13 protein-coding genes are annotated in these 16,238 nt (G+C 49.9%); 5 read left to right on the forward strand and 8 right to left on the reverse strand.

Features of this window, described 5'->3' with window-relative positions; genetic code table 11:
• Positions 1-187 precede the first annotated feature (187 nt).
• Entirely contained in the window at positions 188-1,117 is a 930-nt protein-coding gene (locus tag Q0577_RS09605; RefSeq protein ID WP_298735400.1) for a phosphoribosylaminoimidazolesuccinocarboxamide synthase, read from the reverse strand.
• 356 nt (positions 1,118-1,473) lie between these two features.
• Between Q0577_RS09605 and Q0577_RS09610 the strand changes: the two genes are divergently transcribed.
• Both Q0577_RS09610 and Q0577_RS09615 read left to right on the forward strand, forming a co-directional pair.
• Positions 1,474-2,604 (forward strand): amidohydrolase family protein, encoded by a 1,131-nt coding sequence (locus Q0577_RS09610; protein ID WP_298735402.1) that lies wholly within the window; start codon positions 1,474-1,476, stop codon positions 2,602-2,604.
• Between the two features lie 85 nt (positions 2,605-2,689).
• On the forward strand, positions 2,690-3,313 hold the full coding sequence (locus tag Q0577_RS09615) for a TonB family protein (RefSeq protein ID WP_298735403.1): 624 nt from the start codon (positions 2,690-2,692) through the stop codon (positions 3,311-3,313).
• 242 nt (positions 3,314-3,555) lie between these two features.
• Here Q0577_RS09615 and Q0577_RS09620 read toward each other — a convergent pair whose 3' ends face one another.
• Complete coding sequence (locus Q0577_RS09620; protein ID WP_298735404.1) at positions 3,556-4,929, reverse strand: exonuclease domain-containing protein; 1,374 nt, start codon at positions 4,927-4,929, stop codon at positions 3,556-3,558.
• A gap of 163 nt (positions 4,930-5,092) precedes the next feature.
• Between Q0577_RS09620 and Q0577_RS09625 the strand changes: the two genes are divergently transcribed.
• On the forward strand, positions 5,093-5,626 hold the full coding sequence (locus Q0577_RS09625; protein ID WP_298735407.1) for a YceI family protein: 534 nt from the start codon (positions 5,093-5,095) through the stop codon (positions 5,624-5,626).
• Positions 5,627-5,742: 116 nt separating this feature from the next.
• On the opposite strand, the gene Q0577_RS09630 is transcribed toward Q0577_RS09625, so the two are convergent.
• Positions 5,743-6,369 (reverse strand): DUF4142 domain-containing protein, encoded by a 627-nt coding sequence (locus Q0577_RS09630; RefSeq protein ID WP_298735412.1) that lies wholly within the window; start codon positions 6,367-6,369, stop codon positions 5,743-5,745.
• A 148-nt stretch (positions 6,370-6,517) separates the two neighbouring features.
• Here Q0577_RS09630 and Q0577_RS09635 point away from each other — a divergent pair, with 148 nt between their 5' ends.
• Positions 6,518-7,336, forward strand: coding sequence for an alpha/beta hydrolase (locus Q0577_RS09635; RefSeq protein ID WP_298735413.1), 819 nt, complete (start codon positions 6,518-6,520; stop codon positions 7,334-7,336).
• 18 nt (positions 7,337-7,354) lie between these two features.
• Positions 7,355-7,954, forward strand: coding sequence for a hydrolase (locus Q0577_RS09640; protein WP_298735415.1), 600 nt, complete (start codon positions 7,355-7,357; stop codon positions 7,952-7,954).
• Positions 7,955-8,117: 163 nt separating this feature from the next.
• On the opposite strand, the gene Q0577_RS09645 is transcribed toward Q0577_RS09640, so the two are convergent.
• The 5 genes from Q0577_RS09645 to Q0577_RS09665 all read right to left on the reverse strand — a co-directional run bounded on the left by Q0577_RS09645 (position 8,118) and on the right by Q0577_RS09665 (position 16,207).
• On the reverse strand, positions 8,118-9,167 hold the full coding sequence (locus tag Q0577_RS09645) for a phytase (RefSeq protein ID WP_298735418.1): 1,050 nt from the start codon (positions 9,165-9,167) through the stop codon (positions 8,118-8,120).
• Between the two features lie 11 nt (positions 9,168-9,178).
• Positions 9,179-11,995, reverse strand: a complete 2,817-nt coding sequence (locus tag Q0577_RS09650) for a TonB-dependent receptor (RefSeq protein ID WP_298735420.1) — start codon at positions 11,993-11,995, stop codon at positions 9,179-9,181.
• A gap of 303 nt (positions 11,996-12,298) precedes the next feature.
• A complete protein-coding gene (locus Q0577_RS09655) occupies positions 12,299-13,885 on the reverse strand; it encodes a tetratricopeptide repeat protein (RefSeq protein ID WP_298735422.1) in 1,587 nt (528 codons plus the stop codon).
• Positions 13,886-14,061: 176 nt separating this feature from the next.
• On the reverse strand, positions 14,062-15,228 hold the full coding sequence (locus Q0577_RS09660) for a hypothetical protein (protein ID WP_298735424.1): 1,167 nt from the start codon (positions 15,226-15,228) through the stop codon (positions 14,062-14,064).
• Entirely contained in the window at positions 15,215-16,207 is a 993-nt protein-coding gene (locus Q0577_RS09665; RefSeq protein WP_298735426.1) for a DUF2157 domain-containing protein, read from the reverse strand. Before Q0577_RS09665 ends, Q0577_RS09660 begins: the two co-directional genes overlap by 14 nt.
• Between the last annotated feature and the right edge of the window lie 31 nt (positions 16,208-16,238).

Raw genomic sequence — 16,238 nt, forward strand, 5'->3', positions numbered from 1 at the left:
CAGGTTTAATTACATGTATAATTACAGCAGCAAAGGTAGGGAAAAAAGAGCGGGGCGATGATGCGATCTCCCGAAAGATGATGCCGGAAGATTACCCCATAGCCCCGCACTGTGAATAGCTTATTGTGCCACGCCCCTGATTAAGTCATGGGAGACTTAAGGCCGGGGTACTTGCGGCAATAAGCCACTACAACGTCTTTAAGGTCTCAATGATCTTCTGCTCCGTTTCTTCCTTCGTCACATTCTCCTTCACAAATTTCCGGCCGGTGATGTTCTCGAACAGCTCGATATAGCGTTCGCTCACGCTGTTGACGAACTCGTCGGTCATCTCGGGTACCTGCTGGCCGTCTTTACCCTGGAAACCATTTTCCATCAGCCATTCCCGTACGAACTCCTTGCTCAGCTGGCGTTGTTGTTTGCCGGCGCGCTGGTTCTCTTCATACCCTTCGGCGTAGAAGTAGCGGGAAGAATCCGGGGTATGCACTTCGTCTATCACGTAGATGGTATCTCCGATCTTGCCAAATTCATACTTGGTATCTACCAGTATCAGTCCGCGTTCTGCGGCCAGTTGCTTGCCACGTTCAAACAGCGCCAGGGTATATTTTTCCAGCCTGCTGTAATCCGCTTCGCTTACCAGGCCTTGTTTGATGATCTCTTCCCGGCTGATATCCTCATCATGGCCTTCATGCGCTTTGGTAGTTGGCGTAATGATAGGAGAAGGGAAAAAGTCGTTCTCTTTCATGCCTTCGGGCAGCGGTACACCGCAAAGTTCCCGTTTACCACTCTTGTAAGTTCTCCAGGCATGGCCGGTAAGGTTGCCACGTACTACCATTTCCACGGGGAAGGTTTCACATTTCACCCCTATGGTTACATTTGGTAAGGGTACAGACTTTACCCAGTTAGGCACAATGTCCTTCGTAGCTTCCAGCATAATAGCAGCCACCTGGTTCAGTACCTGCCCCTTGTAAGGGATGGGTCTCGGCAGCACCACATCAAATGCTGAGATACGGTCGCTTACCAGCATTACCATCCACTTATCATCGATGGTGTACACGTCGCGTACTTTCCCCTTATAAAAGGCGGTTTGTCCCGGAAATTTGAAATCGGATGTCAACATCAGTTAGAAAAATTATGAATTAAGTAAAATAAGTTGTAAATCGTTAATCGTCAATTAATAGCCCTTAGCTGATTATAGTGGAGACCCCTCCAGGATCATTTATTAATGACTGACAGCTAATAACTAATGACTGCGATGAAGCGCAAAAATAACGCAGGAACCTATATTATTATGGAATGGGGATTACTTTTTCACTTGAAGCCCTAAAAAAAATTTTTACGCATGATATATTACATACAAAAATATATGATTACAAGTCACTTACCTCCATAAACGGCAGGTTTTCATATGGCATAAATAAATAAAAAATGAAAAAAAAGTATATAAATTATTCTTATTCATTAAATATTTGTAATTTGAGACGTGAATTTGTATTCAACCGGATGATGCGAAGGCAGACATTATTGGTATGGGCGGGTATGGTCGCTGCAGGCTGCGCTCAAGGACAGGCGGGCAATAACGCCCACATGGACTTTGAAAAATATGAGCCGGTTTCCACCTTAAAGGTGCCGGAACATCCGCTCAGCAGAGCCAGGTACCCGTTTATAGATGTTCACAACCACCAATGGGGCATGAGCTCCCAGGACCTGTCCTCGCTGACAAAAGAAATGGATCAACTGCACATGCAGGTGATGGTCAATCTGAGCGGCGGCAACGGCAGCTCGCTCAAAAAGATGACCGACAATATTAAGGCCCATGCACCCAAACGCTTCATTGTGTTTGCCAATATTGACTTCAAAGGCATCGGGAGCAATGGCTGGACCGAAAAAGCCGTACAGCAGCTGGAAGAGGATGTGAAGAATGGCGCCGGCGGATTGAAGATCTTTAAGAACCTTGGGCTGAGCGTTAAGGATAATACCGGTAAACGGGTAGCTATAGATGACCCACGGCTGGACGCTATATGGGACAAATGCGGTGCGCTCGGCATACCCGTACTGATCCATGCAGCAGACCCCGCTCCTTTCTGGGACGCTATGGATGAGCATAATGAAAGGTGGCTGGAGCTGGCTACACATCCCGGCAGACAGCGCGGTGCAGATAACCCCGCGCCCTGGGAACAGATCATTGAAGAACAGCACAGGATGTTTAAAAAACATCCGCGCACAACTTATATAAATGCACATTTTGGCTGGTATGCAAATGACCTGTCCAAACTGAGCTCGTTGATGGAGGAGATACCGAACATGTATGTAGAATTCGGGGCTATCATAGCAGAACTGGGAAGACAACCCAAAATGGCCCGTCAGTTCTTCGAAAAATACCAGGACCGCATCCTGTTCGGGAAAGATTCATGGGTGCCCTCGGAATATGCCACGTATTTCCGGGTGCTCGAAACAGGGGACGAATATTTTCCATACCACAAGAAATACCATGCCTTTTGGCGGTTGTACGGGATGGAGTTGCCAGATGGGATCTTAAAAAAGATATACTATAAGAATGCGTTGAGGATCATACCGGGGATTGATAAAAGCGCTTTCCCGGAATAGCAACAGCACGGTATCAGAGAAAACGCACTTTAATTGATTGTTTATGTATGTATAACAAATCCTTTATCAATAAAACAAACGACCTATGAAGAAGCAATTTTCAGGAGCAGCCGTTTTATTTATTATGACGCTTTGCTGCTCCCTACAATTGAAGGCGTCTAATGATACCGTTTATTACAAGAACGGTGCGATTCGTTTTATTATCAACAAGGCTGAAAACGGAACCAACACCTTCCTGCAACTGAACGGTGAAGGCGGCGAAAACCTGTTGAAACCCGGCCGGTGGTCTTATACCTACTTCGATTCAAAGCAGGTACAACATGGCTACACCATCCAGGACAACATCGTTGCCGACGCTTACTACATCCGTTCACGCAACAGCAAGCCTGACACTGTGTTCAGTGTAGTAACCTACACTTCTGCACAGAGACAGCAACTGGCGGATGCTACCGCTTCCCTGTACGCTAACCTGAAGTATCCCTTCAAAGCGAAAGAGAACGGTATCACCGGTACGGTGTATGTATCCTTTATCGTTGACACCAAAGGTAAGATCAGCGAACTGCAGGCCCTGACCAAACTGGGTTACGGACTGGAAGAAGCCGCACTCGATGCAGCTGCTCAGCTGAAATTCTCCCCGGTAGAGTACGAAGGCCGCGTTGTAAACGTGTACTATGAGCTGCCTGTGAAGTTCCTTTTACAGCAACAGTAATCGGTTAACATCAGGCGCTTGGCCAAACAAACAGGTAAGTAAGGCATTGCGGTTTTTCACTAAGTAAGGGACAATCATATTATTATAGCGAGGCAACCTATTTGTGAAAGCGAGGCATGAAAGGAATGTAGATACGGTCAAACCGCATTGCCTTTAACCTTTTTTACGCTGAAGGCTGAAAGCTAAACGCTGAACGCTATCAGCGTGTTAAGCGTTACGCATTGAGCGTTCAACGTGCAACGTTAAGTATCCAAAGACATTAAACGGGTGGTTTTACCGGCAGCATATTGCCGGAGCAGGTTTAGAATGTATTCATTTTCGGGATAAGGGGTAAGCCATTCTTTCAGTTGATGGCTGCCTGTAACGGCAATGTCCCGGGGAACGTATCCCATGCCGTAGAACCGCCCTTTTTCCATAAGGATACAACTTTGCTCATCTGCATCCCTTCCGTGATCCAGGATCACAAAAGAGGGCTGTTGTTCCTGCAACCAAACCACTGCTTCCTGTACCCGTTGATTATACAGGTCAGGGGCTTCCTTCTTTTCGCATGCACCATGGCAGGTATGTTCCTGCAGCGGGATACATGGCCCGTTACCTTTCTGTAAAAAACACAGGCGCGGACACAGCTCAAAACGCCTGATCAGGTTACGCAGCAGCTGGTGCCCTTCTACCAGCAGCTTAAACACATGCATCGGCGTGGTGTACTTTCTTTTCTTCTCTATTGCCAGGCGCAGATACCCCTCCTGGTCTTCAAAACAATAAAACCCATAACTGAACTCCACATGTTTCTGGGCGTAGTTATATATGGGCCATAGCCGTTTTATCTCCACAGACTCCAGTATATTGGCCATCAACTCTGTAGCCGTTACTTCGTAGGAAATGCTATAAATATTACGCAGGAACTCCTGCCGTTTAGGCCCGGCATTATTACCGGTAAAATGGCTGTTCACCCGTTTACGCAGGTTACGGGCCTTGCCTACATATACCACCTTTCCCTTCTGGTCATGAAAATAATATACGCCCGGAGTGCCTGGCAACTGGATCACCTGCTCCGGTGGTAAATTAGGCGGCAGAAACTGCTCCTTGGAACCGACCTTCAGGGCGTTTGCAATGGCGTCTTTCGTATCGCGCTGTAATAGCAAGGCAAACAGGCGTACAGTTGCGGCGGCGTCCCCCGCCGCCCGGTGACGTTGCTGCACCGGTATCTCCAGCGAGCGGCAAAGATTACCCAGGCTGTAAGATGGCAGTCCGGGTACGATCTTACGTCCCAGCCTTACCGTACACAGCTTCTTACACCGCATCTCATAACCGCAGGCAGCCAGGTGATACTGAAGAAAAGAGTAGTCAAAATTGACATTATGCGCAACGAAGATCTTATCATGCAACAGCCGGTAGATCTCCGGAGCTACCGACCCGAAATCCGGCGCTGTTGCTACCATTTCATCCGTAATGCCGGTGAGCGACTGAATATAATACGGGATAGACCTGCCGGGATTCACCAGTGTATGGTACTCCTCTACCACTTCTGCACCATCATACACAAATATGGCAACCTCAGTAATGGCATTGGCACTGGCATGTCCGCCGGTAGTCTCGATATCAACGATGGCATACATTCGGAAATGAAATTACTTATGAAAATCCAAATACCAAATTCCAAAATCCAAAACTCAGGTTTTACGCTACCCAATGGAGTTACACGCTTTTTCCACTTTGGAATCTGGTATTTGGAATTTGGTATGTGGGATTTGATAAGTAAATTCATTAAAAAGTAATTGTATGGCAACCAATAAATGGATTATCGACCCTGCACACAGCACTATTGGTTTTAAGGTGAAACATCTTATGATCACCAATGTTTCCGGCCACTTCGGGAAGTTTGACCTGCAGGTGGAAACTGAAGGCGAAGATTTTACCACAGCCAAAGGTGTTTTCACGGCAGATACCGCCAGCGTCTATACAGGTAATGACGAGCGAGACCGCCACCTGCGCTCTCCTGATTTCTTTGATGATCATGCCTTTCCCAGGATCCGGTTTGTGCCAAAACAATATGAATCGGTAGATAATGATGGCTCCTACAATGTAACAGGCGACCTTACCATTCGCAATACTACCAGGTCTGTCACCTTCGGTGTGGAATTCGGCGGCGTCATCAAGGATCCCTGGGGCAATACCCGTGCAGGATTCACCGTCAACGGCAAGATCAACCGTAAAGATTTTGGTCTCAATTGGAGCGCCCTCACTGAAGCCGGGGGTCTGGTGGTGGCGGAGGATGTAAGGGTGAGTTGTGAGATTGAACTGGTCAAACAGTAATTAATTAATAATGAATAATTAATAATTAAGGGCGGGGCCAGAGAGATACTGGTGGCTTTAATTATTAACTATTCATTATTAATAAGCGGAAACTTTACTAATTATTCATTATTCATTTATTTGCCGAGTGCCTCCGGCCGGTTGCTATTGTTCATCTGCTTTTTCTGTGTCTCCTGGATGGCTCTGGCAGAGTCAAGGTGTCCCCTCAGAATGGGTAAGGTGCGGGCAGCAAAGGCCTTCAGATCCGGGTCTTTCAGGTTGTTGGCGGCCTTTTCAAACATGTCTACGTCTTCCTTGTGGTCGTTAACCATCATGTCGATATAAGCCTGGTCAAATTCACCGCGTTTCTTCTTCTTCAGGTCGTCTATATGTTGTTTATGCTCAGCACCTACGCTGTCAGGAAGGGTAATATTTTTAGTGACTGCCAGCGATTTCAGCTCGTCATTGGCTTTAGAGTGATCGCGCACCATCATGTTGCCGAAGTCTTTTACGCGGGTACCAGCTGCCTGCTGTTGTGCAATATCGCCCAGCTGTACTTCCATTAATCCGCCACTGGCTGCTTTCACAGCAAAATCTGCTGACTCATCATCCACCGCAGCGGTGGTGTCGTTAACATCCTGAGCGCTGTCTACAGCATCCCGTGTACCGGCGCCACTGCCACAGGCCTGGAGTGTCCACGCCGTGAGTGCTACCAGGCACAGCCTGCCTGCTGTATTTACGAAACTTGCCATTGGTAATTTCATAACCGTTGTTTGTTTTGGTCCTGTAATAATGTTTACAGCAGATGTAGAACAAAAAGGGTACCGGGAGCATGTTTCACCTTTATTTGTATTTTAGGCATGGAAAAAATTCCACTTTATGAAACACCCTTTATGGCTATTTTGCATCATAATGAACCTGTCAGCATTCGCACAGACACCCACAGCATCCTCTACCATTCATTTATGGCCGGGAAGCGTTCCCGGAGAAACGGCGCCTAAACACCCCGCAGTACAAACGCCCGATAGCAGCCGGGGCGTTACGCGCCTGAGCGATGTAACGGATCCTATCCTCAGTGTATATACGCCAAAGGCCGGTGTTGCTAACCTGCATACCGGTATCGTGGTATGCCCGGGCGGCGGTTATAATATCCTGGCCATTAACCTGGAAGGTGAAGAAATAGCGCAATGGCTCTGCAGCCTGGGTTATACAGCCTTTGTGCTGCAATACCGCGTGCCTAAGAAAGAGGCAGGCGCCCTGCAGGACGTACAACGGGCCATACGGCTGGTACGCCAGCGGGCTGCGCAATGGCAGCTGCAGCCGGAACGCACAGGGGTAATGGGCTTTTCTGCCGGCGGCAGCCTGAGCGCGAGAGTAAGCACGCTATACGATCAAAACACCTATCCACCGGTAGATGACGCGGATAAGCTGTCCTGCAAACCTGCTTTTGCCGTACTGATCTATCCTGCCTACCTGGACCAGGGGCCCTCACGCAGTCTCACTCCTGAACTGAAGGTGAATGCCCAAACGCCGCCTATGTTCCTGTTTGCCACAGCAGATGATCCCTATGGCAACAGTGCATTGGTAATGGCGGGCGCCCTTAGGGACGCTAAAGTACCGGTAGAGCTGCATTTTTACGCCCAGGGCGGACATGGATATGGGCTCCGGTCCGGTAATGCTGCCGCAGAAGCCTGGCCGGGACTACTCGAAAAATGGCTGAAAAAACATTAAGCGCATAAAACATATGTCATGGAAATAATACCTTTAGGAAGGACTGAATTCGGCAGCCCGGCCAATTCAGGCAATTCCCTCAGCCGGGAAGAAGCGGAAGCCCTGTTACAGGATTGGGTGAAAAATGAAAGGCTGCAGCTGCACATGCGGCAGGTGGCCCGGCTCATGGGCCGCTGGGCAGCAGAGAAAGAAGGTCTGGACGCTGCCGCACAGTGGCGATGGGAGCTGGCAGGACTGCTCCACGATGCCGACTGGGACCTCTGGCCCGAACAGCATTGCCACAAGATCATTAAAGAGCTGGAAGCACGCGCCGTTTGCCCCGAAGTGATCCGCGCCATTGCCTCCCATGGCCCCCGGTATTTCGGGGTGGAACCCGTCAGCAAGATGGATAAGATGCTCTATGCCTTTGATGAGCTATCGGGCCTGATACACGCCTACTCTCTTATGCGGCCGGGTGGCTATGATGGCATGGACCTCAAGGGCGTTAAAAAAAGGCTGAAGGAAAAATCCTTTGCAGCCAACGTATCCCGCGAGGATATCCAGGATGCCTGCCAGCGGGCGGCCATTCAGCAGGATGAGCTGATCAACTTCATCATCGCCAACCAGTTGCAGGGCTGATACTTTTTTAACAAATACGCCAGAAGCATACCGAAAGCATAGAGCGCGCAAAGAGAGCGCTGCTAAAAATACTATCGAAACCGCCAAAGAGCCGTTTGCCTGCTGGCCATAACCAGGGCAAACGGCTTTTTTAATCAGTAAGACAAGGACCAGTGCCAGCGCTTTATCTGATCAGGCGTTCCAACTGTCTCCAGTCATAGTAATGAAAGGTATGGTCCGTACTCATGGCCACAAACAGGCCGCTGGGAAAATCAGTTCCCAGGGGAATATTCGTTACCTCAGATCCATCGCTGTTGATGGCAGATACAGGTATCTTCTTCAGCAAGGTATGCTGGTGAGGAGCGCCGGAATCGCCTTCACGGCGATATACATTGAAAGCGTTGGCCTCCTGGTCTGATACCAGAATATAACCGCTGCTATCGCTTGTTTTATAGATGCTGATCCCTTCATTGTCCAGCATAAAATCCTGGCGGCCAAAAAAAGCCAGCTGCGCCCCTCCCCTGTCCGGGTCTGCATAATACTTGCGAACGCCTGCCTGTTCATCAGAATAATAGACAAAGCCCAGCTCATTATCTACCGCAATACTTTCTATTTCCTTTTTACCGCTGTATTGTCCGAATTTCCGTACAAGCATTGCCGTTACACCTCCTTTACCATTGTCCTGCAAACGGTATTGGAAGAGGTATCCATCCGCCGGGCCGGTTTTACGGCTTACGATGGCAAAGATCGCTGTATCAGCAGGACGCGTGTATAATGCAACGCCCATCGGCAAACGATCCTGCTCGCCTTCGAACACAGGTATGCCACCGGCATCCAGCGGCTGCATATCCGGCAGGCGGAAAACACGCAGACTGTTGGTCTCACGCTCCGTGGTAACGGCGATATCAAGAAACTGGCCATTGACCCTTAAACCGTAGGCTACATCTACGTTATTCGGGCGTTTAAGCCCGCTTACTTTACGCAGCACTTTTCCCTGGAGGTCAAATACATACAATGCACCATCTGAATCTTTGTCGGTACCCAGCACCAGGCTGGCGGCCGTATCTGCGGGGTTGATCCAGATAGCCGGATCATCGCTGTCGTGTCGCACCGCTGCCGTAACCACCACGGGTTTAAGTGCATCTGCCTGGGGCGCGGTATGGCCTGGATTACAAGCTGCAGCGGCTGCGCACATCCACCATGCGGCCGCACATTTTACATGTTTGTTATTCATATCCCCGCTGATTAAAGGTCAAACTTAAGTCCGAAATTATACCTGGGCCGGTAGTACTCCAATTGAGCCGTACGCGAAGCAACACCCTGGTAGTAACGTAAGGGCTGGTTAGTAAGGTTGTTCGCTTCCCCGAAAATGCGCAAACGCTGCACTATCCTGTACGATGCATTGGCATCAAGAAAGAACTGCTGGTCGTAGTAACGGTCGGCGAAATCATCACCGCCCAGTTCATCCAGGTAGGCAGCAGTATAGTTGCCTGAGAGCCTGATTGTAAAACGCGGGTTCTCATAAGAGAGAGATGCGTTAAACATATGAGGCGCAGTACCCGGGAGGGCTGTTCCACTGCGCTTTTCACCGTCCCCGTTATAGATACCGTCCGCGCTGGATTTGGTGTAAGTATAGTTAAGATACACCCCAATGCCTTTCAGCAGGCCGGGCAGAAAATCCAGCTGACGCTGCAGGGCCAGTTCAAAACCATATACGTTCACGTTATCACCATTGCGGGACTGGATATACACCCAATTTGATCCACCGGGCACGGGATTAGCCAGTTTGGGATAGTCTGCCGCGAATTTCTCCGTAGTGTATTGCTGATCCCGGAACACGTAGATGAAATCATTAATACGCTTATAGAAAACACCACCGGAAAGGATGCCAACGGATCTGAAGTAGTATTCGCCCATCCAGTCAAAGTTCCAGGCATAAGCCGCCTTTAACTGCGGGTTACCGGCATTGAGCTGCTCATCGTCTGCCACGCTGCTTACATAAGGTGCAAGATCGTAATAGTTGGGACGGGCAATAGACGTGGTAACAGCCGCCCTGAGCACAAGATCATTGGAAGCCTTATACCTGAAGGTTAGTCCGGGCAACACGTTCAGATAACTGTTCTTTATACTGCGCTCGCCTGCCAGCTCTTCTTCTTCCTGCACCACGTTACCTGTATAATCCGTATGGGTGTTCTCAAGCCGCACACCGGCAATCATCGACAGCTTCGCTGAGAAGTCCTGATCCCAGCGTATATACCCTGCCGTTATGGTTTCTCTTGCGTGATAGTTAACGGCCAGGTATTCGGAAGGTTCCTCCTTTTCTTCAAACACGGCGGGATTTTTCAGGTCAAGGCCGCCCAGGTAATCCTTACTGACAAAGGCCCCGGGTACATACTGCGATCCCGGCTGGAAATGCTGACCATCCCAGGTTACACCGGGCAGGGTGGATAAATTGCCGACAGGCGACAGCGGATCGTATTCGAAGAAATTGTTGTTCCTTTCCTTGTCTTTGATACGAACGCGGACGCCCGAACGGAAACGGCCTTTCTGTCCGCCGATCACGCTGAAAGGGAAGCGCAGGTTCAGTTTCATACCCAGCTCTTTGTCCTTCGTATCATCATTGTTCTCTGTAAGACCGTCAAACGCAAAGTTCTCAGGCGTATTAGCATTGGATGAAGCAAAGGGATGACGGGAGTCTGCCAGCTGCAGGGTGATGGGCACATCTTCCGCCACAAATTCCATATACCGTTCATGCGGACGGCGCTCTCCTGCTATGGAGTAAGACACTGCCCAGTCGAGGTCTACCTTGGGACTCAGCAGGTGTTCTCCCCTGAGAGAATAATTCTGCACGCGCTGGTCTTCCAGTCGCCGGCCCTTATTACGGCCACCGTTGATGCCTCCCTTGTTCTGGCGGCTGAGCGAACCGGTATAAGCAGTTAGCTGCTCATTATCGTCATACACGGGCTCAATATCTTTCAGGCGATAGGCAAAGCGGTTCTCACGATCATCCCGCCAGGAGTACATCCCGTTGAGGTAAAGCGTATGACGGGAGTTGATCTTATAATCCAGTGCAGCAGCAGCGCTTCTGCGGATGCGCTGTACATCATATTTGCGTATTTCCATTTCTTCCAGGTACACATTGCCGTGATCATCCTTCAGCCAGGCCCCCTCGATATTGTCAGAACCGTAATCATTGTTATTGTAAGAGGCGCTGAGCACTGCGCCCAGCTTGCTGTTAAAGAAACGGTTGCCCAGCACCAGGGAGCCGGTATACAGCGGTTTGCTGCGAATGGGATTGAAGCCGCCAGACAGAGTAGCCGACAGGCGAGGACCATTAGGCGCGGCGCGGGTAACCAGGTTCACGGATCCACCAATGGCATCAGCATCCATATCGGGCGTAAGCGTTTTATTTACTTCAATGGTCTGGATCATGTCTGAGGGAATAAGGTCCATCTGTACGCGGCGGTTGTCCCCTTCTGCAGAAGGGATACGGTCTCCGTTCATGGTAACGGAATTGAGCTCCGGGGCCAGTCCGCGGATAATGATATTCCTTGCTTCACCCTGGTCATTCTGCATGGTGATACCGGGAATACGTTTTATTGCATCGCCGATATTGGCATCCGGGAAACGGCCTATCTGGTCGGCAGAAACGATATTGGTAATATTCGGGTTATTCTTCTGCTGGTTCAGGGCGCGTGCCTGGCCGCGAAGACGGTCACCCATGATCACCACTTCCTTACCTGCAATCTGGCGGTCTGCCAGCCGGAAATCCACTTCCGATGTTTTACCGGCGCTTACTGTAACCTGCTGGCTGGCCTGCTGATAACCCAGGTAAGTGATCGTAATGGTATAGCTGCCCGCCGGTACATCCAGGAACTCATATCTCCCGAACTGGTTGGATACCGTATAATGATTACCGGGGCTGAGCTTGAGCGTAGCGCCCGGCAGTGAAAGCCCCTGGTTCTTATCTGTCACCGTACCTGTTACCAGGCCTGCATCCTGCGCAAAGGTGAGCGTCTTTAATAACAGGGTCATTACAGACAATAGTAATAATCGTTTCATTGCTTGTATGTTTTTTATCCCGGGCAAAAGTGCAAAGCTGCGGACCCACTGCCAAGATCCGGGGCGTAACAAAAAGGAAACAGCGTTACAGTAAGCATATACATAGTGGCAACAACGTGAACAAATAAGCCATAATTATCTGATTATCAATTCAGGGTTCCGTAACAAAAAAGCCATTAAGGAATTGTTAAGCGTCTGAAAATATGAGGCTTGAGGTTTGTTAGAAATTAGATGTTCAGGCTGTTGACCTGCTGAGAACCTGTAACCTGCATCAAACCTCAAACCTCAAACCTCAAACTAACTTTAAAGCGACTGAATAAACGCAGTGAGGTTCTCATCTATATTCAGTTTTTTCCTGAGGCGGTAGCGCATTACCCGGAGGCTGTCCTGCGAAACGCTCAGCAGGGTGGCAATGTCTCCGGAAGGCAGGTTCATTTTCAGCAGGGCTACCAGGCGCAGATCTGCAGGTGTTAGTTTATCGCAGTATTTTTTCAGGTTATTATAGAAGGCGTGATGAACCTGTTCAAACATGTTGCTGAACTCCTCCCAGTAGTGATCATGATGGAAGCTGTGGTTGATCTGTTGCTGTAATTGCCTCAGTTGCTTTTTTTGGTCGCGGCGGTCATCTTTCACCAGTTCGTCCAGGCGCTGCTGCAGTTGTTCCAGCAGCTGGTTCTTCTGTATGATGTGCAGCGTATGGGCGGAGAGCTCCATTTTCCGGTGTTCCAGCTCTGTCTGCATCTTCTCTTTCTGCGATTCGAATTGCTGTTTATCCTGCCGGGCCAGTATCTCCGCATGCCTGATCTTCAGGCGCTGCCGGCTGATGATGACGGTGCCCAGCACAATGAGCAGCACAACTACAATGATCACTGCCAGGGTAGTAATGCGGGTAACCCTGCGGGTGTTGGTGAACCCGTCTATCTCGCGGTTCTTTTTCTCCAGTTCATACATGGTTTGCAGCAGTGCCACCTGCCTGCTGCTTTCCTTTGAATAGATGTCCAGCAGGTGACTGCGGCTAAGTTCCAGGTAATAGTAGGCGCTATCGTGGCTGCCAAGCAGGTGGTAGGCTTTGGCCATGTCGCGGTAGGCGCCGCTCACCTGGTAGGGCTCATTCACTTTCCGGGCCAGGACCAGGGCCTGCTGTGTCTGATATAACCCTTCGCGGTAGCGGCCTGTTTTACGCAGTACATCGCCCAGGTTGTTGAGCACTTCAATACTGGCGGTATCATCGGCAATAGCCCTGTTCAACTGCAGGGCCTGTTGAAAGTAATATCCTGCAGAATCATAACGGGCCAGGTCTTCGTGTATGCTGCCTATATTTTCATAGATCTTGGCCATGCCCTGCCGATCATCCAGCTGCAGGTATTGTGCCAGCGCCTGGCGTTGAAAAAGGAACGCGCTATCATAGGATTGCTGTTTTTCATACAGGTGGCCGATCTTCCCAAGGGTGGCGGCCATACCTGCTTTGTTCTTCTCACGGCTGTAAATCAGCAGGGCCCCTTCATACTGCTTTTTGGCCATCGCGGGTTGCCGGTTGTAGTAATACAAGGTGCCGATGTCGTCCAGGTTCCCGGCCAGGGCGTTCATGCGGCCTGTCTGGCGGAATAGTTCGCCCGCCTGCAGGTAAAAGTCGAGCGACTGGGGATAATGCCCCAGGTGAAAACAGCGGCGGCCCATCTGCTGCAGACTGGCAGCCGCGGACGCCAGGTCTTGCTGCGCGATGGCTTTGTTGTAAGCCGCTTTCAGCTGCAAAAAACCAGCATCGGTGAATTGCGTTTGCTGAAGATGAGTACCTGGCTCAAACTGGCGAAGTTTCAGTGAGCGCTCCTGCTGCGCGAACACTGGCAGCGGAAACCAGGCAATGATCAGGAAAAGACGTAACAAGTTCATATTGACTGCAAAGGAAGCAGTTTAATGTTATCTTATTGTTACGTGGTTAGCGTTGTAAACGTTCCTGCTGTCTTGTCTTAGCTATTGTTGTTTGCTGAATGTTTTTTAGCGGAATTTCAAAGCGGGCAGAGCGGCTGGCTGTAAGAGTAAGCATTAAGCATCCGCCCCGCTGGCCCTCACCACGCCCCTTCCGCTCCCCCGCCGCCACCAGTACCGCCACCAAACTTAAAGTCAGTATTGCGGGCGGGCGCCTGCGGAGTAGAAAAGGTTTCTGTGATGATAAGGGATTCTGCCTGTAGGCGTTCAAAGAGTTGTGCGTGATTCACCGGCTGATAGGTGAAGCCGTGTTTAGGCGTATGCAGATAGCGGATCAGCGTATAGGCAACGGCGATGAGCAGTCCGCCGCAAAGGGTCATAGCTGCTTCGATGGATAAAATGCTGTAGTAGTAACGGATGGTATAGATGGAAGCGGCAGCGAGCAACAGGCCTATACGCAGGAGGCTGATGTTCTTCTGACGGATTCCCAGGACCAGATAGATGATGGGAATGAGGATGGTGGTTGTCCAGAACAGCCAGCCGGCAGGAATAGACTGACCGGGAAGCAGGTGAAGGCCGAACATCTCGTTGGACACTTCGCGGACTACAAAGTAGTTACCGGCGAGGTAAAGGGTGATGAGTGAGCTGATCTCAGCAGCAGCGAAACAGTTGGTATAGTGACGCCACTTTTCATTGCGGCACCATCGCCGCGCCAGTTGATAGATCAGCAGGGAGGCGATCATCACAACAAAAGGTACCGTGACGCGGGCTATGCTGCCGGTTTCGAGATAGAGGTAAAACAGCACGCCGAGGAAAGCGAGAACGGCGCAGGCAGACATCATCATATCGGCAAAGCGCAGGGTAGCATATCCGGCTGCCAGGAAGATCATGCCGCAATGCATCCAGGCAGGTATGTCGACATCAATGTTGAAGACACCCAACAGCAGTATGGCGCTCATCCACAATAAACCATCGTCTACGCCGGATCGATGATGTTGCTTATCTTTTATAAAAATTTCCAGTACCGTGTAAACGCCGAGGCCGAACATGAACACCAATACACGCCAGGCTTTCTCGATCCCCGCCATAAAAATGAGACAACAGAAAGCCAGCGAAAACAGTACGATCACAGCAGTGAGGAGGAAAAGGCCACTGCGGATAAAAGGATTGGGTGTGTAAAACCCCGACGGATATGCCGCAGCAATACGCGCTTTTTCTTCTGCAGAAATGCATCCTTCTTTATGAGCATATTCAGCTTCCTCCTGTAATGCGGCATTATCCAGCCATTCCCTGTTATAGGCGATCATCAGCTTTAAACTTTTTGTTGTGGTGAATGAGGAAACGGATCATAGCGATGGCAGAACAGATATAAAATCCAAGGGCCAGGTATAACGGTCCCATATCGGAAGCCCTGAACTGCACAAATAGCAGGTCTGATGCAACATAAACGATACCGATATACGAATACAAGGTAAGTATCAATAGAAAATAGAAAGAGCGCTCCCGGTTGGAAAGCCGGTAAAAATAAGCGGCAACACCCAGCAGCAGCAGGAACCAGAGCAGGTACAGGCTCCTGAAATGGAACATTCCCGCTATCGCGGCGATGAACAGAACGTGCGCACCGAAATTAATATAGGTGAACCTGAAGTGCTGTTTGATGTTCTTCCACCTGCTGATCTCTCCTGCCGCTACCAGGATCAGGCCCAGCAAAAGTGCCGTATAAATAAGATCGCCGCTGTGAAAATCGTTCTGTTTCAATATACGGGTGGGTGTAACCACAATACCCATCCAGGCGGCCAGGTTGGTGATGGCCATGCTCAGTACACCGAGATGATCAAAGTAGTAGGCGCAGAAAAAAAGCACTATCATAGGCACAAAGCTGGCCAGTTTGAGATGATCGCCAAAGATGGTATACTGGTATTGCAGGTAAGCTATAAAGCTGATAAATGTGAGGCAGGCCAGCAACAGCAGGTAATCAAAAAAAGCATCGGGCGATGCCACCCTAACGTGCGAAAAAGGCGCTTTCTTCCTGTAGCAGTAGTAAAAACACCCGGCGCAGATAAGGGCCATGAAAGCCAGTATGGCCTGGTGGCCAATGGTATCAATGTTCTTGTAGATGAGGATCCCGAGCCCGCCGCTGAGCAGTAATACTCCCAGGTACAGCAATGCCTTCAGCTCCCAGTGAACGGAAAAATGCCGGTGCTCTTCTGCTGTCTTCACCTTTTCAAAGGCGCTGCCGGAGATCAGCCCTTCCTCGTATAATTTCCTGAATATCTGCAGGTTCATGGTATACCGGGGATTAATACCCTGCAATATT

This window comes from uncultured Chitinophaga sp. (assembly GCF_937898475.1).
Taxonomy (GTDB): Bacteria; Bacteroidota; Bacteroidia; order Chitinophagales; family Chitinophagaceae; genus Chitinophaga.